This is a genomic window from Methanoregula sp. (assembly GCF_041645475.1).
Taxonomy (GTDB): Archaea; Halobacteriota; Methanomicrobia; order Methanomicrobiales; family Methanospirillaceae; genus Methanoregula.
The window spans coordinates 114,922-135,199 of the sequence record NZ_JBAZQA010000006.1 but is presented as its reverse complement, the minus strand read 5'-3'; the positions used below and the strand labels follow the sequence as shown (position 1 = coordinate 135,199).

18 protein-coding genes are annotated in these 20,278 nt (G+C 56.0%); 11 read left to right on the top strand and 7 right to left on the bottom strand.

The window, feature by feature from the left end:
* Positions 1-1,159: 1,159 nt before the first annotated feature.
* Both WC598_RS07270 and WC598_RS07265 read left to right on the top strand, forming a co-directional pair.
* Positions 1,160-1,663, top strand: coding sequence for a hypothetical protein (locus tag WC598_RS07270; protein WP_372960815.1), 504 nt, complete (start codon positions 1,160-1,162; stop codon positions 1,661-1,663).
* A gap of 111 nt (positions 1,664-1,774) precedes the next feature.
* Entirely contained in the window at positions 1,775-2,299 is a 525-nt protein-coding gene (locus tag WC598_RS07265; protein ID WP_372960814.1) for a GNAT family N-acetyltransferase, read from the top strand.
* 74 nt (positions 2,300-2,373) lie between these two features.
* Here the strand turns inward: WC598_RS07265 and WC598_RS07260 are convergent, their stop codons facing one another.
* From WC598_RS07260 to WC598_RS07250, 3 genes are read right to left on the bottom strand one after another with little or no spacing between them, the layout of a single operon-like run.
* Positions 2,374-3,282, bottom strand: coding sequence for a segregation/condensation protein A (locus WC598_RS07260; RefSeq protein WP_372960813.1), 909 nt, complete (start codon positions 3,280-3,282; stop codon positions 2,374-2,376).
* Entirely contained in the window at positions 3,269-6,718 is a 3,450-nt protein-coding gene (gene smc, locus WC598_RS07255) for a chromosome segregation protein SMC (protein ID WP_372960812.1), read from the bottom strand. Before smc ends, WC598_RS07260 begins: the two co-directional genes overlap by 14 nt.
* 12 nt (positions 6,719-6,730) lie before the next feature.
* Entirely contained in the window at positions 6,731-7,279 is a 549-nt protein-coding gene (locus WC598_RS07250) for a hypothetical protein (protein ID WP_372960811.1), read from the bottom strand.
* A gap of 217 nt (positions 7,280-7,496) precedes the next feature.
* On the opposite strand from WC598_RS07250, the gene glyA reads away from it, so the two are divergent.
* The 6 genes from glyA (at position 7,497) to WC598_RS07220 (ending at position 12,907) form a co-directional block, all read left to right on the top strand.
* Positions 7,497-8,735, top strand: a complete 1,239-nt coding sequence (glyA, locus tag WC598_RS07245; protein ID WP_372960810.1) for a serine hydroxymethyltransferase — start codon at positions 7,497-7,499, stop codon at positions 8,733-8,735.
* A gap of 16 nt (positions 8,736-8,751) precedes the next feature.
* Positions 8,752-9,600, top strand: coding sequence for a bifunctional methylenetetrahydrofolate dehydrogenase/methenyltetrahydrofolate cyclohydrolase FolD (folD, locus tag WC598_RS07240; RefSeq protein ID WP_372960809.1), 849 nt, complete (start codon positions 8,752-8,754; stop codon positions 9,598-9,600).
* On the top strand, positions 9,582-10,391 hold the full coding sequence (gene folP / locus WC598_RS07235; RefSeq protein WP_372960808.1) for a dihydropteroate synthase: 810 nt from the start codon (positions 9,582-9,584) through the stop codon (positions 10,389-10,391). Before folD ends, folP begins: the two co-directional genes overlap by 19 nt.
* The gene (cofE, locus tag WC598_RS07230) at positions 10,388-11,164 is read left to right on the top strand and encodes a coenzyme F420-0:L-glutamate ligase (protein WP_372960807.1); all 777 of its coding nucleotides are present in this window, start codon (positions 10,388-10,390) and stop codon (positions 11,162-11,164) included. Before folP ends, cofE begins: the two co-directional genes overlap by 4 nt.
* Before the next feature lie 144 nt (positions 11,165-11,308).
* A complete protein-coding gene (locus WC598_RS07225; protein ID WP_372960806.1) occupies positions 11,309-12,133 on the top strand; it encodes a transglutaminase family protein in 825 nt (274 codons plus the stop codon).
* Positions 12,134-12,256: 123 nt separating this feature from the next.
* Positions 12,257-12,907, top strand: coding sequence for a DUF5591 domain-containing protein (locus tag WC598_RS07220; RefSeq protein ID WP_372960805.1), 651 nt, complete (start codon positions 12,257-12,259; stop codon positions 12,905-12,907).
* Between the two features lie 46 nt (positions 12,908-12,953).
* On the opposite strand, the gene WC598_RS07215 is transcribed toward WC598_RS07220, so the two are convergent.
* Together WC598_RS07215 and cofC are read right to left on the bottom strand one after the other, a co-directional pair.
* Entirely contained in the window at positions 12,954-13,667 is a 714-nt protein-coding gene (locus WC598_RS07215; RefSeq protein WP_372960804.1) for a ribonuclease III family protein, read from the bottom strand.
* Positions 13,668-13,698: 31 nt separating this feature from the next.
* Positions 13,699-14,325: a 2-phospho-L-lactate guanylyltransferase gene (cofC, locus tag WC598_RS07210; protein ID WP_372960803.1), complete on the bottom strand. Its 627-nt coding sequence runs from the start codon at positions 14,323-14,325 to the stop codon at positions 13,699-13,701.
* 103 nt (positions 14,326-14,428) lie between these two features.
* On the opposite strand from cofC, the gene WC598_RS07205 reads away from it, so the two are divergent.
* A complete protein-coding gene (locus tag WC598_RS07205) occupies positions 14,429-14,929 on the top strand; it encodes a GyrI-like domain-containing protein (RefSeq protein ID WP_372960802.1) in 501 nt (166 codons plus the stop codon).
* Positions 14,930-15,055: 126 nt separating this feature from the next.
* Here WC598_RS07205 and WC598_RS07200 read toward each other — a convergent pair whose 3' ends face one another.
* Both WC598_RS07200 and WC598_RS07195 read right to left on the bottom strand, forming a co-directional pair.
* Positions 15,056-16,072, bottom strand: a complete 1,017-nt coding sequence (locus WC598_RS07200; RefSeq protein WP_372960801.1) for a hypothetical protein — start codon at positions 16,070-16,072, stop codon at positions 15,056-15,058.
* Positions 16,073-16,366: 294 nt separating this feature from the next.
* The gene (locus tag WC598_RS07195; RefSeq protein WP_372960800.1) at positions 16,367-16,936 is read right to left on the bottom strand and encodes a diacylglycerol/polyprenol kinase family protein; all 570 of its coding nucleotides are present in this window, start codon (positions 16,934-16,936) and stop codon (positions 16,367-16,369) included.
* A gap of 95 nt (positions 16,937-17,031) precedes the next feature.
* Between WC598_RS07195 and WC598_RS07190 the strand changes: the two genes are divergently transcribed.
* Both WC598_RS07190 and WC598_RS07185 read left to right on the top strand, forming a co-directional pair.
* Positions 17,032-17,763: a 4Fe-4S binding protein gene (locus tag WC598_RS07190; RefSeq protein ID WP_372960799.1), complete on the top strand. Its 732-nt coding sequence runs from the start codon at positions 17,032-17,034 to the stop codon at positions 17,761-17,763.
* Between the two features lie 179 nt (positions 17,764-17,942).
* Positions 17,943-20,168, top strand: coding sequence for a beta-propeller domain-containing protein (locus WC598_RS07185; protein WP_372960798.1), 2,226 nt, complete (start codon positions 17,943-17,945; stop codon positions 20,166-20,168).
* Positions 20,169-20,278 lie beyond the last annotated feature (110 nt).

Here is a 20,278-nt window from a genome sequence, read left to right as displayed (position 1 = left end):
CGCGTCCACGGGCTTACAACATAGGATTTAAGGATATATATACCTTGTTGCCTGTGTTGTTTTACCTCGGAACCAACACCCGTTCCCGAAGGAAGGTTTCGTCGGTTCGTCATCAGATTTTGTGGATCTCATTATAGCACAGACAACCATTTAAGCATGATCCCCTTGAAAATGACCGGTTTTCCCCACATTCTATAATCTGAAAAATATACGCATTCAAGATAATTCGAACTTGAGAGAAAAAACCGGTTATTGTTCTGAAATCCCCTCCATTGCTCCAGGATCTGGATTACTGCGCGATTGAGGCAATGAGTGTCAAATTGTCCAAACCTCGAGTCTCGGATTCCATGAGCGCATTTCTGAAAATAGCAAGTCTACGACGAAAACAGCAATGCAGGGAATGATATGGTTGCTATCCCTGCCGCAATCGCGCAGATTCGAAAGACCTGCGGAAACAGTATTCCGGAGCCAGTTTGATCTCTGTTTTTATCTGCCAGATCCCGGATCGCGCAGGATTTTCTGGAACCGGATGCCGGAACGGGAGGGGGTGCCGCAGGTTCCGCTACAATTCCCGTCTGCACCCTGCGTCCCTCATATTATCAGCCATACTGTTCCCGAATCATTCTTCTCACGCATTATAGGTTCATGGGACATACTATCAGCTGGTCCAGATAGTTTGAAATCGCGGTCCTGGACAGAGACACCCCAGCCGCCCAAAACAGGTTAATTCCTTGTTGTATGCAGCAATCTTTAGCCAGGCAACGCAGACTGGTAAAATGCTGTAAAAACACTTTTACCATATCCGACCCCCCAACACAATAAACTCTGAAAAAAATTCACATATGCTGATTTTTACAGTATAAATTCCCGGGTTTTCAGCCAACAAACGAGTTAAAAATAAAAAGGTAATTGGGGGGTCGGACTATTATATAATGTAATGTCGTGATCAGAAAACACACAAAGTCATCTGAATTATCGTACGGAACATACGATTTTCTTCATCGTAAAAGTCGGATAATAGGTCGGAAGTGCAGAAACATACCACAGACCGGCTAAAAAACAATTTTACCCTATCTGACCCCCCACAACACGACCACCAAGAATTTATCGGCCCCGACCAGCATTAGGATTAGACAATGTCTCTGAATCGGGGAATACCATGACAGGATTCAAACCAAAACCGGGAACCAGGAGCGCGTACCGAAATCTGAAAAGCCCGTTTGCGAACATCGACGCGTTCGATGCCTTTGTCCAGTCGCTCATCATTAAAAACCCGCTCGGATGCACCTCATACCGGAGTGTGAGAAAGAACTACCTCCCTGTCCAGAAAGTACGGCAGATGTACACTGCAAAATTCGTGTACCTGAACCCGGACAAAAAACAGATAGGTTCCGGACTTGACCGTTATGATTCTGCGGAGGGATACCAGAACGGGATTGCAGCGGTAATCTCGAACATGGCCAATATCGCAGCACACCAGGGAAAAGCCCGGCACACCCCGGATGCAGACCTCTATTCGTTTCTCTTGAAGTGTCATGATCCAAATGGCGAGATATACTTCCTGAGTATAGCCCGCAACCGGGTCACACTCTCATCCTATACAGATGATGCAATATTGACCCGGGTTGAAGAGTGGGCAGACAGAGTACCCGAACTCCGGTAATCATATAAATACGACCTATTACCGCGAAAAATTCTGAATCTGTTCGTTACAATATTCACCATTTCCCGTCCCGGGGATATCATTATCGCGATCCTTACACCACGCGTGTATGTGACCGCTGATTCCCCCACTGTCCCGATTCGATTTCTCCCGGTACAGGAATCCGAGCTTATACGGATAAATGAACTCTCCAATATCCCGGAAATTGCCGAACATTTTGAGACCATACCCCCCGTAACAATGGAAGCAACGAAAGCCTTATGGTCGTTTATCCTGACGGGGATCGTATCACTCTGGGGGATCCACGCGGAGGATCGAATTATCGGGGCCGCAGGATTTTACGCACAGCCTCCCGGAACCAGGCTCTCTCATGCAGCAACGTTCTTTCTCTCTATTGAACCTGCATACTGGGGAAGGGGAATCGGAACCAAAGCAATACGCTTTCTTGAAAGTGAGGCTCATAGCCGCGGATATCTCCGGATGGAGTGCATGGTGGCAGACACCAATCCCCATGCCCTCCGGTTGTACCAGATGTTAGGGTACGAGAAGGAGGGGGTCAAAAAGCAGGCATTCCGGATTGAGGACGAATATAAGGACCTGATAATCCTGGGTAAGATTTTTCCACCAGGGCTATGACAGGGCCCCTGACGGGGGAGAATATCCCCCCACTCACATCTGTCTATCCATTGAGTGGGTAAAAACAGACTGCGTTACAACGCAACCGGATCGGTGGCTGGTTTGATCTCATCCACCCTGCATATCTGCACCCAGATATCCCCGTAAAACTCGTCCTGCCGCAGAGAACAGCGCCCGTCAAGCGCCAGGAAGAGGAGCGGGATGAAGACCTCCGGGATACCCCAGTCCAGCTGCCGGCACAGGTCCGCAAGAGTCATCTCCTCGTCGATCTCAAGACCCCCGAGATACTCTGCCAGCCGGATCATGGACGATTCCTGGAACCCTTCCTCGTGCGCAATGCTGACCACATCATCGGCATCGATAAGGGAGTCATCATCCACTCCCACGGATGCCATACGTCTTCTGCGGCGCTCCTCCTTCTCGATGTTCTTGAGCTCGGTGATGAGCTCGAAGAGCGTAATGGGACTCTTGCGCATGTTCTTCCGGTCGAGACGGCGCTGGATCTCGTGTTCGAGCCGCTCGATGGGGCCGAGCCGGCCGCCGTAATCGATATCCTCCGGCCGGTCCCCGAAGTCATCGCCGAAGAGATCCTCCCCGTCGCCTTCATCGATGTCTTCAGTGACTTCTGCTACCGTCAGCTGCTCGGACTTCATCCGCAGGAGCGTTGACGCGTAAAAGAGTGTCCTCCCCGAGATCTGGAGGTTGAGTTCGCGCCTCCGGTCGAGTTCCGAGAGGAAGCGGTCCGTGACTTCTATGATATTGATATTCCAGGGATCAATCTCCCCGCGTTCCGCAAGGCCCACCAGGATCTCGACCGGGTCTTCGAGCGGGCCCAGGACAGGTTCCGGGGCGGTTTTAGATTCGGGTCCGGACCCGGGCCCAGGAGCGAAGATATCCGAAGTTACGACAGGTTCTGGTTTCCCCTCCGGTGCCGGGTTCCGGCCCGGCCTGCCACCCGGGACGGGCGGCTTATCCACGGGCATGGGCCTTTACCCCGGTAACCAGCGTACTCTTGTCCGGACGCAGCGTTACGCCCATGATCCGCTCCGCAGCCTCGATCATTGGTTTCCTCAGGGAGACGATGACAAACTGGGAGCTCGGGGCAAGTTCCGTCACCATCGAGGAGATCCGCTCCACGTTGGCACCGTCAAGCGACATGTCCACTTCATCGAAGGCATAGAACGGCGCCGGAATATAGCGCTGGATCGAGAAGATGAAGGCAAGCGTTGTGAGCGACTTCTCACCACCGGAGAGTGAGTTGAGGAGATGGACTTTCTTGTCCCGGGGCTTGACCGCAAACGTCATACCTCCCGTGAACGGGTCCTCCTCGTTCTCAAGGACAAGGTTCCCGCTCCCGCTGGTCAGCCGGGCAAAGATCTCCCGGAAGTTCGCGTCGATGGCCTTAAACGCGGTGGAAAACGCCTGGTATTTCATCTGTTCGAACTGCTCGATCCGCTCTATCAGGGTCTCCCGTTCGCCCGACAGGGTCTCCTTGCGCTCCGTCCGCTCCGTGACCTGCCGCTCGACTTTCTCGAACTCCTCAATGGCAAGCATATTCACGGCCCCGATCTTCCGCAGCGCCCCGTCGGCCTCGGCAATCTTGCCCTCAATCTCGGTGAGGGTCAGGGTCGTATCCATCTCCCCGACCTGCTGCCGGAGCATCTCGATCTCAAGGGAGAGGGTTTTCGTCCGCTCCTCGATGGCAACGAGCATGGCGGTGATGCGATCCTTCTCGGCATCGAACTTCATCAGTTTCAGTTCGGAGTCGTGGATATGCGCGGATACCTCGGAGCGTTTCTTCCTGAGTTCATCGAGTTCTCCCGAGAACTCTTTCTGGCGCTCCTCAAGGGCAGCGATCTGCACCTTATGGGCAGCGATCTGCTCTCCTGACGCTGCGATATCCAGATCGAGCTGCCGGATACGCTCATCCTGGCGCGTCCGCTCCTCCCCGAGCTCCGCGATCCTTGCATTGAAGTGCTGGCGTTCCCGCTGGGCATCGTTGATGTCCGCGTCCTTGTTCCGGAGACGGCGTTCGGATTCCTCGATCTCTTTGCGTTTCTTCTCGAGCTGCTCAGTGAGAGCGGGAATATTGGTGTCGTCGAGGCGTTTCTTGATCTCCTCCATCTGGGTGTTCAGCCCGTTAAGGATTGCCGTAACGTCATCGAGTTGTGCTTCGAGCGCCGTCAGTTCGGCAGCGCCGTTCTTGGTCTCTTCCTGCTGGCGGGCAACAGCGGCTTCGATCGTCTGCTTCTCGACAGTGATCGCCTCGAACCGCCGGGTGAACTCCTCGGTGAACATCCCGAAGCGCGCCGTCTTCTGGTCGATCTCGTTCCGCACTGCCCTTTTTGCATCCACCTCTTCCGTGAGGCGCTTGATTCCGGCTTCCAACGTAGCCGCCTGTCCCGAGAGTTCCCCGAGGTGTGACCGCAGGCGCATGATATCATCGTCGACCGCTGCGCCAAACCCCCGGACGGTCTGCTTCCGGATCGACCCGCCGGTGATGGCCCCGCTCCTGTCGAGAAGTTCGCCCTCCATAGTCACCATCCGGTATTTCCCGATCAGTTTCCGCGCCCGTTCGAGCGTGTCAACAACGACCGTGGCACCGAGAGCAACAGCGAACGCACGGTCGTACTTGGGATCGTACTCCAGCAGGTTCACCGCGTAATCGACAACACCCGGCTCTTTTAACGGGGGAAGCGCCGGGGGCTTGAGCTTGTTGAGCGGGAGGAAGGTAACCCGACCAAGCCGTTCTTCCTTGAGGTACCGGATAGCATCGGACGCGACCTGGTCGTCATCGCAGACTGCGAACTGGAGCTTGTTGCCGGCAGCAACGTTGAGGGCAACGGAATACTCTTTGGGGGCCTTGCCCAGATCCGCAATCGTGCCGTGAACACCTTCCATTCCCATGACGGCTTCCAAGGCTTTTCCTCCTGACTCACCCCGGGCCTGCTGGGCGGCTTCGAGCCGGATTGCGTCCTGTTCATACTCCTTCATCTCGGACCTGAGGCGTTCGAGCGTGGAACGCTGGGCAAAGAGCGAGCCTTCAAGTTCGGAAAGATTCCGGTCGAGCTCCTTCTTCTCCGCTGCAAGATCTTCGGTACTCTTTTTGCTCTCGGCGAGCTGGGCCTGTTTTGCCCCGTATTCCTCGTCGAGCTGCCGGAGGAGGTTCGTAAGGCGTTCGAGCTCGCTTGTCCGCATGCGGCTCCGCTCGATGAACATATCCTGCTGGTGGAGGATCCCCGATCGCTGCCCTTTCTTCTCCTCAATCTCTTTTAACAGGGCGAACAGGCGATCCCGGGCCCCTTCCGTGTCCACGCTGTGAGCCTTGATCTCAGTCTCGATCTTCTCGGCAAGGGCTTTTGACGTTGCCACTTCCATAGCGATATTGGTCCGGTCAATGGTGAGCGAGCGGATCTGGTCGGTACATTCAGCAACGCGGGCCTCCGCCCGTTTCGTATCCATGTAAGTGCGGTTGATAGCTTCGAGATTGGTCTCTTTCTCCTTCCGGAGCCGGACAATGGTCTGCTCGGCAAGCTTGATCCCGCTCTTCGCTTCTTCGAGTTCCGCTATCAGCTTGAGGTAGTCCGATCCGCTCTTCTTGCTGATCAGGTCGTCGATGTCCCTGAGATCGGCCTGGAGATAGGAGAGTTCGTTCTCCTCGATTGACCGGTCCGACGCTATCCGGGCGATCTGGACGGTGTGGTCCTCCATGGAATGCCGGAGGGAGGCGAGCTCCTTCTCCCGCTCGTTGAGCTGGGCAGCGGACCGGCAGTTCTGGAAGTATGCGAGATCCTTCTGCCATTTCTGGTATTCGAGGGCCTGCGTCCGCTCGCGCTTGAGCTCGTTCGCCCGCCTTCCCAGTTCTATGAGCAGGAGTTCCTCGCGCTCGATGCGCTCCCGTACAATATCCAGTTCCGCAAGCGACTGCTGCTTCTTGGTATCGAACTCCGAGACCCCGGCAATCTCGTCGATGATCTTCCGGCGCTCGAAATCGCTCATCTCCATGATACGGGTGACATCGCCCTGCATCACGACATTGTAGCCGTGCGGCTTGATACCGTGCTTTGCCAGGTGTTCCACGATGTCGCTCTGCTTGCAGAGACGCTCGTTGAGGTAATTATAGCTGTAGTAGCCGTTGCCGGTCCGCTTGATCCTCCGGCGGATCCTGGTGCCGTCGGAAAATTCAAGGGCAACTTCGGCGGCATTCCGGCCGGAGTTCAGGTTGATGAGGTCCGTGAGTTTTTCGGCCCTGAGGTTGCGGGAGCTGGAGAGGGCCAGGACAAAAAGGATAGAATCTATGATATTGCTCTTACCCGAGCCATTGGGCCCGGAGATGACGGTAAAGCCCTCTAAAAAGGGAATTTTTGTCTTTTTTGAAAAAGACTTGAAATTATCGATCTCCAGCTCTGTGATATGCAAAGATCCGGCTCCTTACTTCTTTGCAGGATCTTTTGATTCCTCAGCCGCGTAGATAAGGTCGCTCTGTTTGGGCTTGACGGAGGTGCCCTTCTTGTTGCGTCCATAGCCGGCAGAGGCAACAATGTAGTCCTTCTCGCCCCGCCGTGGCTCGAGTTTCATGGTCCCGTCCGGCTGCATGATCATGTCCATTGCGGGTTCTGCGGGAGGGGCGTCAACCCTTGCACCCTTGGGCCGGATAACCGTTGTGCCACTTGCGGACATGGTAGGCTGGGGTGCCGCGGAGGGGGAGGAGACAGGCTGGGAACTCTGCACAATCGGTCCCCGGCGGAGTTCCTGACGGCTGCGCTCCTCGGTCTGCTTGGACATCTTCATGGCAATCGACTTGAGGTCAAGCAGTTCCTGGGTGAGACCCTTGACCAGTGCTTCCATCTCCCGTACCTTCTTTTCGAGGGTCGCGATGCGTTCCTCGCTCGGTCCTGAACTTTCCATCATGCTAATCTGCCTCTCCTGTTCATCAAGTTCGTTCTCAAGATATTTGATCTTTGCATCAGACTGCGCCATACTGAACCTGTACATTAAAGGTGCGGCGCATTTCCTATTAATAATAGTAGTGATCGCCTGATTAGGAAAAAAGGTTTGCGCTTTCCTGCGGACGTGTTTTCCCAAATAAACCCACAGCCATTCGCAGGATAACCGGTTTGTCCTGAATTATATTGCACTCCCGTGACCGGATAGCGGTAAGAAAAGGTATTACCTTTAAGAGCGAACCCTTTTCCATATGTCGTATCTGTCAAAAACGGATCCAGCAATTGCAGATATCATTGAAAAGGAGAGGCTCCGGCAGGTAAACGGCCTGGAGCTGATCGCATCTGAAAACGTAGTTTCCCGGGCAGTGCTCGAAGCCATGGGATCGATCATGACCAACAAGTATGCCGAGGGCTACCCCGGCAAGCGGTACTATGGCGGATGCGAGTTCCATGATATGGCGGAGAACCTTGCCCGCGACCGGCTCAAGAAGCTCTTCGGGGCAGAATACGCAAATGTCCAGCCCCACTCAGGTACCCAGGCAAACATGGCAGTCTATTTTGCGTACATGAAACTGGGCGAGAAGATCTTAAGCATGAGACTCAACCAGGGTGGACACCTGTCCCATGGTTCCCCGGTCAGCTTCACCGGCAAGTTCTACCAGGTTGCGCAATACGGATTGGATCCCAAGACCGAGATGCTCGATTACGGTGCAGTCGAGGAGATGGCAAAGAAGGAAAAACCCCAGATAATCGTCTGCGGTGCCTCGGCCTATCCCCGCACGATCGACTTCAAGGCATTCCAGGAGATCGCCGACGGGATCGGTGCCTACTGTCTCGCCGATATTGCCCACATCGCCGGCCTCGTTGCCACCGGCCTCCACCCGACCTCGGTCGGCGTGGTCAATTTCACCACCACAACCACCCACAAGACCCTCCGCGGGCCCCGTGGCGGCGCCATCATGTGCAATGCCGATCTCGGGGTAGCAATCGACAAGGCGGTCTTCCCCGGCATGCAGGGTGGCCCCCTGATGCACACCATCACGGCAAAGGCGGTCTGTTTCGAGGAAGCCCTCAGGCCCTCGTTCAAGGAATACAACAAGCAGATCATCAGGAACGCAAAAGTCCTCGCTGAGACCCTGATGGCAAACGGCCTCCGGCTCGTTTCTGGCGGCACGGACAACCACCTCATGCTTCTCGATCTGACCGACCAGGGCATCACCGGCCTCGAAGCCGAGACTGCCCTTGGGAAAGCCGGCATCACGGTGAACAAGAACACCATCCCGAACGAGACCAAGAGCCCGTTCGTCACGAGCGGCCTGCGCGTTGGCACTCCCGCCGTAACCTCACGGGGCATGAAAGAGGCCGAGATGCGCCTTATTGGTGCCTGGATTGCACAGGTTGTCAAAGACGTGAACAACGAAGCCGCAATCAGGGACGTCCACGCCAAAGTAGAGGCGCTTTCGTCCAAATTCTCACTCTATCCCGAATAAGTGCGGAGGTACCTGCATGAGCACAATCCTTGACGGAAAGAAAATCTCGGAGATGCGCCTTGAGATCCTCAAAGAGGAGATCGAGGACTCCGGCCTCTATCCCCGCCTTGCCACGGTCATTGTTGGCAGCGACCCTGCATCGCAGATGTACGTGCGGATGAAGCACCGGGCCTGCGAAGGGGTTGGGATAGGTTCCGTCGGGGTCGAGCTGCCCGCAGATACAACAACACAGGGAGTCCTGGACGCAGTAAACCGGCTGAACAGGGATCCCGATATCAATGGCATTCTCGTCCAGCTCCCCCTCCCGAAGGGGGTCGATTCCGAGCGGGTGATAGCCGCAGTCAGCCCCGATAAGGACGTTGACGGGTATCACCCAGAGAATATGGGACTCCTTTTCTCCGGCAAGCCCCGGTTCACCTCGTGCACACCCACGGGGATCATGACCCTCCTTTTCGAATACAAGATCCCGGTTGCGGGTGTCAGGGCGGTTGTTGTCGGGCGCAGTATCGATGTCGGACGTCCGATGTCAGCCCTCCTCACGAATGCCGATGCAACCGTTACCCTCTGTCACAGCAAGACCAGAAATCTCAACGAAGAAATCAGGAGGGCAGACATCCTCGTCTCTGCAATCGGGAAGGCGCATTTCATCCAGCCGGAGATGGTGAAGCCCGGCGCAGTTGTCATCGATGTCGGCATCAACCAGCTGAACGGCAAACTCGTTGGCGACGTGGACTTTGCTGCCGTAAAGGATATCGCGTCGGCTATCACACCCGTCCCCGGTGGCGTTGGCCCGATGACGATTGCAACCTTGATGGAGAATACGTTCCGGGCGGCAAAGGAGAGGTCATGCGACAGTGCGTTGTGAACAAACTCGTCATCGGCGGGGATGCCCCGCCCCGCGTCATGGGCGTGCTTAACGTAAGCCCGGAATCCTTCTACCACGACTCGTTCATCCCCACGAATGAGATCCACAAGAAAGCCGTGGAGATGATCGATGCGGGAGCGGATATGCTCGATGTGGGTGCCCGGAGCACGGCCCCCAACGCCCAGGCAATCAGCGGAACCGAAGAGGCGAGCCGGATCGATGCGGCCTTAAAAGAACTGGACGGGACCGGGTTCACCATATCGGTAGACACGATGAACCCGTGGGTACTGGACGTCTGCTTAAAGCACGAGATCCATGCCGCAAACGATATTGCGGGATTTGCATCCCCTGCATATGTCCAGCGCGTGGCACAGGCCGGCCTTCCCGCGTTTGTGATGGCTACGGATTATATCCCGGGGGATGCGGTCGGGCTCGATGCCACGATCGCCACCCTCGCTACGGTGGTACAGCGGTGCGAATCCGCCGGGATCGACAACTACGTGCTCGACCCGGGCATCGGAATCTGGACACCGTACCGCTCGTATGATGACAACTGGGAGCTCTGCCGCAATTTCGACCGGTTTAAGAAGTTCGACCGCCCGCTCCTTGCCGCCATCTCGCGGAAGAGTTTCATCGGGAGCGTCGTGAACCGGGAGCCGGAGGAGCGGCTTGCCGGGAGCCTTGCCGTAACGTTCGAACTCCTCAGGGGAGGTGCCTCCATTGTCCGGACGCACGATGTACCGCAGACGGCTGACACGATCCGTGTTTTCCAGCAGATGGTGAAAAAATGAACAGCACGTTCGAGGTCTTCGGGCTTTCAACGGGCATCATCCGCAGCGGGGAGTCCATAACCGAGCGGATCATTGCCGCTGCTGAGGAAACCTGCAATGGTTTCGATGACGAGGACATCCTTGTCCTTGCCGAGACCGCTGTTGCAACCTCCGAGGGAAACGTAGTCGACCTCTCGTTTGTCACCCCGTCAAAGCGGGCCGTGGAACTGGCAGAACAGTATCACATGGACCCACGGACTGCCGAAGTGGTCCTCCGGGAGAGCGACTCGATTGTCGGGGGCATCCCCGGCTTCCTCCTCTGCATGAAGAACGGCACCCTCCTGCCCAATGCCGGCGTGGACGCATCGAATGCGCCACCCGGATGCGTCACCCCCCTGCCGACGGACCCGGACAAGAGCGCCCTCGCCATCAAGGACGCGATAAAGAGTCTGACGGGAAAGACCATCGGGGTCATCATCGCAGACAGCCGCACCCATGCCATGCGCCTCGGGTGCAGCGGCGTTGCTATCGGGGCAGCCGGGATCACTGCCGTGATCAATGACTGCGGGCGGTGCGATCTCTTCGGGCGGAAACTGGAAGTAACAAAAAGGGCGGTAGCGGACAATATCGCCTCAGCAGCGGAACTCGTTATGGGAGAAGCAGACGAGTGCACTCCTGCGGCAATTGTCCGGGGAATCGGGCTCTCCATCGGGGACCATGTCGGGATCGAGACCATCGATGCCACGGACTGCCTGTTCATGGGCGCATTCCGGAACAGCCGGACTGAGTGGTAACTCCAATTTACCTCTTTTTGAAAACTGATTATCCCCGTCTCATCCACAAAGACGTGTAATTCACCATATGACGCCCCATACCCACCGGGTTCGGCAGAACAGGATAAAAAAAGTAATCCTCTCCGGCACCGAGATCTTCCGGGTATGGCAGAAGCGAAGGAGACAATAATCCCAAAGACCTTCGGACGATACCGGAGGCCCGGCGGGACGTTTCTGCTCGTTCTCCTCCTCCTCATTGGACTCCATGTAGCCAGTGCAGGTTGTATCCATACCGTCCAGCCCGGTACCGGTGCGCCCGACAGCCAGGCTTCCAGTGCAGATTCCTCCCGTTATTTCCTGTACCAGAACATCGCCAATACATCCGTTGGGAGCATGACCGGCCCGGACAAGAACGGCATCTCACAGGAAGACCAAAAATCCGCAGCCATCCGGGATGCCATGGACTCGCGGGACCCGGTCACCCGGGACTTTGCGGTCTCGCTCATCCCGCGGACCCATGGCGGGCCCTCCAACCTCGCCCAGATCTGCGACCTCTGGGAGGCAGTATACTCCCGCTGGACCTATGTGGATGATCCAGACACCGGTGACTATTATTCCCCCGCCAGCCACACCATTGCCCTTGGATTCAAAGGCGACTGCGATGACTTCGCCATCGTGGTTGCCGCTATGATAGAATCGGTTGGCGGAGATGCCCGCGTCATGTATGCTTCGAACGGCACCGCTGGCCATGCCTACCCGGAAGTGTATGTCGGAACAACAAAGGAAGAGTTCGATGCTGCTGCTGCGTATATCCGGCAGCGTTACAAAATCACAGACGTGGGCTGCCACATCACCAACGGTCCGGCCGGACCGCGTTACTGGCTCAACCTGGACTGGTGGAGCCGTTATCCCGGCGGGAGATTCTTTGCTGATGACGGGATCCGGGTTGCCTATTATCCGGATGGTCACTGGGAGCGGGTAGAAGCATGAGCGTCTCTTCCGGGTACTCCTCTCTTCTCCTGACCGTTTATCCGTAAAGGAATCCGGCCAGCATCTTTCGGACCCGGGCGGTTGATTCTTGTATTTCCCAAGCAACCGGATAGTGAATACCTGATGACTGACCAGAAACGCGGATATGAGGAGAGCGGGAGTCTCCCCATACTCACCGGTCCACCGTTTTACCTGCCGGAGTTTGAGAAGTCGTACCGGTATATCATCGACGATTACGAGATCGAGCCCCGCGATATCGCCATATTCATGCCCTGCGCGGTCAGGAAGCCCTACTCAACGAGCCCCAGCCACCAGATCATACGGATGATCATCTCCCAGGTCTTCGAGCCCACCCAGTACCACATCGTCATCTTCGGGACCTGCGGCATTGTCCCGGCCGAACTCGAGGAGATGTACCCGTTTGCCCACTACAAGTACATGCTCGGGAAGTGCAAGGACGATAAGATCAAGGAGGATTTTCTCCGCATCGAGACCGGGCGGGTGACGGAATACCTGATTAAGACGCGGCATGTGTACAAATACCGCGTTGCATACTGCCTGGGTCTCTTCCGTGAGGCCCTGATCCGGGGATCAGAGGCGTCTGGGGTACCCATCGATCTCCTCCTCCCCTCCCACGACCTGATCAACCAGGTTATTGAGGAAGAGGACTGCCAGTTCCAGGAAGGCAGCCTCTCCATGGAATCCTACCGGGCAGAGTTCTGCGACGGGCTCATCCGGTTCCGGAACACGCACTACGGAAAAGAGATAAAATAGTTCAGCTGTCGGTTTTCAGTGCTAACCAGGAATTTATTACAGAACTTCATGCTTTCCAGCCAAGACCGTCCAGAGCGTTCTTCGCCGCATCCTTCCGGGCATCGGAGAGGGAAAGACCCGACCCGGTGTAAGTCCGCCCGTCCTCAAGGGTGACCCGGACAGAGAAGATCGGTCTGTGCGCCGGGCCGATCCGGTCCAGTTCCTCGTAGAGAGGAAGGGACTTGTTCTCTTTCTGGAAATATTCCTGCAGGATCCCAATCACGTTCTCGTGGGGATTGCAGTTCGCCAGCGCATCCTCCATGATGGCGTTAACAAAGTACGCAACATCATCGAGCCCGACCTCGCAGTACAGGGCTCCGATGAATGACTCGAATGCCCCGCCGGTGACGCGCTCACCGTAGGTATTCTGTTCCCCAATGGCAAGGGGAATGAGCCGGGTAAAGGTCTTCTTCTCGTGCTGTCGGGACATCAGGTCCAGGGCCCGGTTCGAGACAACACCGTTCAGAATCCGCGTCATCTCCCCCTCATCGAGTACAGCATAGCGCTGGGTAAAGAGGGTCTGGGCAATGATGAGGGAGAGGACCCTGTCGCCAAGGAACTCGTACCGTTCCCAGTCCTCCTTGGTTATGTCCCACCGGGGGGCATCCGGGTTGCCGTAGGCAGCATTGAACCGGGTGATGAAGGTTCCAACGATCGCATCAACGTCAGGACTGGCACTATGGAGCAGCTCCATGAGATTGTTGCCTGACGTTTGTGTCATACCAAGCCTTCTGTGAATGTGAGCAATAATCCTATCTGTTCCGGGCTACCCCGACCCGGCCTTTTTCCGTGGACAGCGAAAAACCCAGTTCCTCCAGGTATGCCCGGCTCTTCCCCGACCCGTGGATCAGGAGTTCAACGAGGTCTTCTTCCTCGTCGATATCCGTGTGAAGCCGGAACGAGTCGATAACCTCGCAGGAGAGTCCCTCTTCCTCTGCGATCTTCATGTGCTTGATGAAACTGGCGCCATAATAATCGACATGGAAGCGTTTGGGTTCCTTGAGAAAGATCACGTTTGTCCCGCCGCCCCGCCCGGGAACAATGGCCATATCCATCTTCGTGGATGTGACCCGGCGGATAGCTTCAGCATTGGCAAGCGGGAGATCTGCCATGATGATGAGGGCTTCGGCCGCGGTCTGTGGGAGGATCTCGTTGAGGGATCCGTTTAAGTCCGTATCCGTGATGGTCACCTGGACATCCTCGCTGTCGAAGAGCTCGGAACAGACGAGCACCGGGCTGCACAACGCATCCTTCACGGCGTCTTTAACGTCCGAGAGCATGTGTCCGGCGAACTGCTCCCGTTCCTCCTGACTGAGTATTGCTGAAAGGCGGGTCTTGGGATTTCTGGGTTTATAGGGAATGAGCGCTGGAGGACACATGTATACCGTGGTACGCAGGGGAATGAAAAAAAGATACTGGTGTTGCATTCCCGACCGGCAGAAACGGTTCAGTTTAACATCTTAGCAGCAGACATTTCCGGGAATGGAAAACATCAAGTTTACGATAAGAAAAGTTCCCGAACGGACCGTTGTCGGGCTCTCCCGGAGAACCTGCAATGCCGATGGCAGGAGCGTTACGGACATTCCGGCCTGCTGGACAGATTTTTTCAAGCAGAATGCCGTATCAAAGATCAAGAACCGGTCTATCCCCCCGACCATGTACGTGGTGTACTCCGATTATGCGAGTGACTGGCGGGGTGAGTACTCGTTCCTGCTCGGCTGCGGGGTAACACGGGCAGAATCGGCCCCGGAAGGAATGGAGATCCGTCGTATCCCGGCACAGACCTACGCGGTCTTCAATGCCAAGGGCAAAATGCCTGACGAGCTGCTCGGCATCTGGAGCACCGTCTGGCTCTCCCGCCTTCCCCGCACCTACACGTACGACTTCGAAGTGTACGACAAGCGGTTTGCCCGGCCCACCAGCAAGGAAGTGGACGTGTACGTGGCAATCGACCCGGAACAGCTGGAAAAACTCCAGACGTAATCCCCTTTTTCTCCAGTCCGGGTTTTTAAAACCCGTATTTTACCCAAACCTCGGAAAGAGGAGGGCTTAAACGAGTGAGCTTGCCCCAAAGAAAAGACCCCATTACCCGGCAGGATATCTGAACAATCACCGCATTGGAGGAGGGGACACGGCCGGCTGACCGGTCCCCGGGAGGTTCCGGAGGGGAATGGAGATCTGCCACTGGCCGGAGATCCCTCTCACGCTTGAAAAATTCACCATGAGCTCGCGGGAGCCTTCCGGCAGGGGTTCGATCTTCCAAAAAACGTACGTTGTATTGTACGAGTAACCGCCACCAGGCATGGTCAGGAGGGGCCGGCCCCCATCCACCTGCCAGACAGCGTGCAGATCGGGGTTGGCCGGGGGAAGGGTCACAACGGGTGAAGGGGTGACGGGCGGAGGCGTGTTGTCATAGATGCGGATCATGGCCGTGCAGGCCTCCGGCGTGCACTGGAGGGAATCGACAGTAACCACCTCCCTTCCTGTGGACTGGCTCACGTTTGCTGGAATCTTCCCGACAAGCGGCCTCTCAGGAGGCACGTACTCGTAGGGCGGTGTGACACCTTCCCGATAGGGGACGGGCCGCACCGACGCGCCGATCCTCTCCAGGTCTTCCCGCGGGAGCGTGCCGGTGAGCATATAACACCACCCGCTGTCACCCCAGGTGAGTTCGCCCGTCTCTTTTCGCGCTGCCCGGAGTGATCCTGCGACAGCCGGCTGGAACACGGGCTGGTCCGAACATTTTGTCGAGTTCCGGAACTGTTCGACCAAAAGGACTTCTTCGTCCTTACCTCTGGAGTAAGTGAACTCAAATACTCCGCTGCCAAACGGATTTTCAACGGGTCCCTGAGGCAGCGAACCGAAAGTGAAGAAGAAACCCTCAGGCAGGAACGCAGGTAGTGAGAACGCCAGGCCTGGCGGGGCGTTCTTCTGCATTATATACAGGGAGGAAGTATAGAGCGGGTGGTAATGCGGCGGGTGCGGATTAGCCGATGGCTGGGACGTTGGTGCCGGCGAATCGGCAGGTATTTTACTCGCGGTATCAAGACACCCGGCTGCCGCAACAAAGAGAAGGACGATGACAAGGACTGCCCCAAAGCGGGGAAAAAGGGACCAGGCCTTCATGGGAATATCACAAATATTATTTGGCGGGTTTATATACAATATTCATTTCGGTCACCTAAATTCACCGTCATGAGAGTGAGGGGACGAGCCGTCCGGCATCTGGAGCACCGTCTGGCTCTCCCGGCTTCCCCGCACCTACACGTACCATTTCGAAGTGTACGACAAGCGGTTTGCCCGGCCGGCGAATAAGGAAATCGACATGTATGTGGCAATCAACCCGGAACCGCGGGAAAAGAAGAACTGATTTTCCCTTTTTTATCAGGTACTCTGGCCAGTGTACGGACAATACCCGAATCAACCGGTGGCCAGAATCAGGGCCGGCACGAGCGTGAGCAGGAGAGAGACTGCAACGGGTATGACAAGATTATCGTCAATGGGAGAGAGGAGTTCGATCAGGCCGGCAAGAACGGCAACAATGACTACGCCGGGAATGGTCAGGAACGGGAAGAGGAACAGGGCCGTAATGAGGATTGCTGCCGCGGACCCTTCAAGGGATTTGCCATTCGCGATGCGGTGTTGCCCATAGCGCACCCCGACCATGGTTGCAACACCGTCAAGGACGGCAACGGTAACCAGCGCGGGAACTGCAGCCTGTACCGGAAACAGGATCACGATGGTAAGTGCGCCCACCGCGAAGTAGAGCGCTCCCTTTCCGGGGAGGCAGTCACCCCGGTCCGCATACGCCACCAGCGCCGAGAAGATGGGGATATGGCAGCCCCGGTGGATAAGATCGACAAGGATCACCCCGAAAAAGAGGCCCAGAACCAGGACAGATATGGCAACCGTTCGATCCACCAGGAGGACCATTACTGCAATGGCAAGGCCAAAGAGGATATGCACCAGTTTCCGGAAGACCTCTCGCATCGATCCAGTGTTCGTTCTGCCGGGATTATAAAGCGGCGGTTTGTCCCTGCAGGTTCCTTAAAACATATCATCAATGACCAGTGATAGATCAGGGTATGAACCGCTTGCAGATCCGCACCGCCATCCTTTTTCTCTCGTTCCTTCTGATGTCGGTGACGTTTGTGTACATTTCCCCGCTCGTGATGATGATGGGCCTCCTGCAGGGCGTCATCGCCGCCGCACTCATCTTCTGGATCGTGGTATTCCTCCTCACCTTCATCCTTGGCAGGGCATTCTGCGGATATCTCTGCCCGATGGGGGCAGAGCAGGAGCTCTTCGATAAAGCAGTCAGGACAAAACTGCGCAGGGTCCCGTACCTGCGGTATCTCAAATACCTCCTCGCGGTTCTCTGGGTGGGCGGGGCAATTGCCCTTGCCGCTTTAGCGGGAAACCTTGCAGTAAAACCACTCTTCGGACTCGGGAACGGCCTCCCCCCGTGGAACGCGGGAGCATACCTCTTCCTGTACGGGATAACCCTCGGCGTCTTTGTGCTCGTCCTCATCTTCGGCCGTCGGGGGATGTGCAATTACTTCTGTCCCATGTCCGTGGTTTTCATGGCTATTACCCGGATCAAGGACCGTGTAAAGATCCCATCGCTCCACCTTGAAGCAACACCGGAGGATTGTATAAGGTGTAAAAAATGCGAAGCCTCCTGTCCCATGAGCCTGCCGGTTCAGGAAATGGCAGGGAACAATGCGTTTTTGGACCCGGAGTGTATTGTCTGCGGAAGCTGTGCGGATGTCTGCCCCAAGAGCGTGATCCGGCTTGCGTGGTTCTGGAAACAATAGCGTCCGGGTTCCTGATTAAAGCGATAACGAGTATATAACAACCTGCGCGTATCCTGCACTGCACATCCGACCGGACATGTAGAGGATTTGCTCATAAATCGTTTATTACCAGGATACCTTTTTTCAACCGTATCACAGTTCCCGACCGCAGCGGTTCCTGTGGCCGGGGGTGAGTCACTATGACGCAGAATAACGTACCTCTCCTGGTCCTGTCAGGCCTTCTTGCGGGCATCATCCTTACTTTTGCCGTGATGGCTGTTGCCCCGCACATCCTGACGGGAGCCCATAGTACCGACACGGCACCTCCACCAGTAACACAACAGATCGTAACTGTCGGGGGAGATCTCCGGCAGTTCTCCACTCCAAAAGAGGCCCTGGCATTTCTCCGCACCCACACAGAAGACAGTGAACAGCCCAGACTTCTGAATGCAGGGCCCGACAGCCAGGGAGTGGTCATCAACGGGACCCGTACATGGCAATTCGATGTCGATACCAGCTCGTTCAAACCAGATGAATACCTGGTGACGGTCCAGGCCGTCAAAGAGATAATCTCTGATTCGGCACTCTTCAATGTCCTCGAAGGGCTGGCCCGGGAGAGCATTGCAACCCCAGGATTGCCCCAGGCACCTCATGTTACCGATAAAAGTGGTTATTATCTCACCATTGATGCGATCGGTAACCGTTATATCGGCGAGAAGTTCAGCATAACGGGAACCACCAATCTCCCGGCTGATACTGACCTGCTGGTCCAGGTCATCAGCTCCTCGTTCAAACCCACACAGAAGAGCCAGAGTGGGGAGTTCGCCGGCATTGGAAGGACCGTCAAGACCTCCTCCTCATCCCTGCCGGTACAATCAGTAACCCGGGCCCCGACAATGGACCCCGACAGGAAATATTCCACTACCAATGTTCAGGTCAACGAAGTAGACGAGGCGGACATCGTCAAGACGGACGGGACGTATGTTTATCTCGTGACCGGCAATCGTCTCCATATCATAAGGGGGTACCCTGCTACTGATGCCGGGATCATCTCGACAATCCAGTTCTCCGGTTCCCCCCAGTCATTGTATCTGAATGGTGACCGGCTCGTGCTGATCAGTTCAACTCATCGGCAGGATGCCGTTCGGCAGTGTCAGCCCGGTACCTGCAGCTCTCCGATCCCGGTGTCGCAGAAGACACAGGTATTCATCTATTCGGTGAAAGATGCCGGACACCCGACGCTGGTGCGCGAACTGGAACTGGATGGTACGAACAAGGACAGCCGTATGATCGGGTCCATGCTTTATCTCATCGCAAACAAGCATCTTGACATTAATGGGGATGATGGATTCCCGGGCATATACGACAGCAGCCATGGTTCCCAGGTACCCCCGGTGTATTACTTTGACCGGAACGACCGGGAGTTTGACCTGACCACTATCAGTTCAGTGGATATACGGGCTGCTGACCCGGTGAGGGCGAAATCATTCCTTATCGGATCGGCCGGGACAATCTACGTTTCAACCACTACCCTGTATATCTCAATCCCGGCAGATGACAATGACCACACGACTCAATCAACGGATCTGTATGCCTTTGCACTGGACGAGGGGCGACTGAAGTATACGGCCCGGGGCCAGGTTGAGGGGACACTGCTCAACCAGTACTCTCTGGACGAATACCAGGGAAACCTGCGGGTGGCAACAACGATTCAGGATTCCCGGTTTTCAACCAATGACCGGCACAGCAAAGTTACCATCCTCGGTACCAACCTGCAGGCCCTCGGGACGGTTGATAACCTTGCACCCGGCCAGCAGATCTACGCGGCACGATTCATGGGAACTCGCCTGTATCTCGTGACCTTCAGGGAGACCGATCCACTCTATGTCATCGATCTGGCGAGCCCGGCAGATCCAACGGTTCTTGGCGAACTGCATATCCCCGGGTTCTCCCAGTATCTTCATCCATATGATGCCACCCACTTAATCGGTATAGGGAAAGAATCCACCTGGGGTGGGCTGAAGGTCTCGCTCTTCGATGTTGCCGATGTACACAAACCGAGTCTGGTGAGCGAGAAGAAGCTGGGCGGGTACGGCAGCGATTCCGAAGTACTCCGGGACGCGAAGGCCTTCCTGTTCGACAGGGAGAAGAACATCCTTGTCCTGCCCGTCCATATCGTGGAAAATACCCCCACCACTCATGGCATGGGCAGGGTGTGGGGCGGGGTTTACATCTTCGGAGTTGATCCGGACAAAGGATTCTTCGAAAAAGGCACGGTTGTCCATTACCAGAACAGCAACAACTTCCACCATGTGATACGTGCCTTCACCATCGAAGATACACTTTACACCGTGGCAATGGATAAGATCGTCATGAGCGACCTGATGAGGGGGGTGGCCCCGGTTGGTGTCGTAGGACTGACCTAGACGCCCGTAGAGCTCCCTTTTTCCACAGGGGGGGTCTTTCCGCGGGGGAACCGGCAGCCCTGCAGGGTAGCTCCCCCCCCGGATATGAGGTGTATTTGCGCATAGATCGT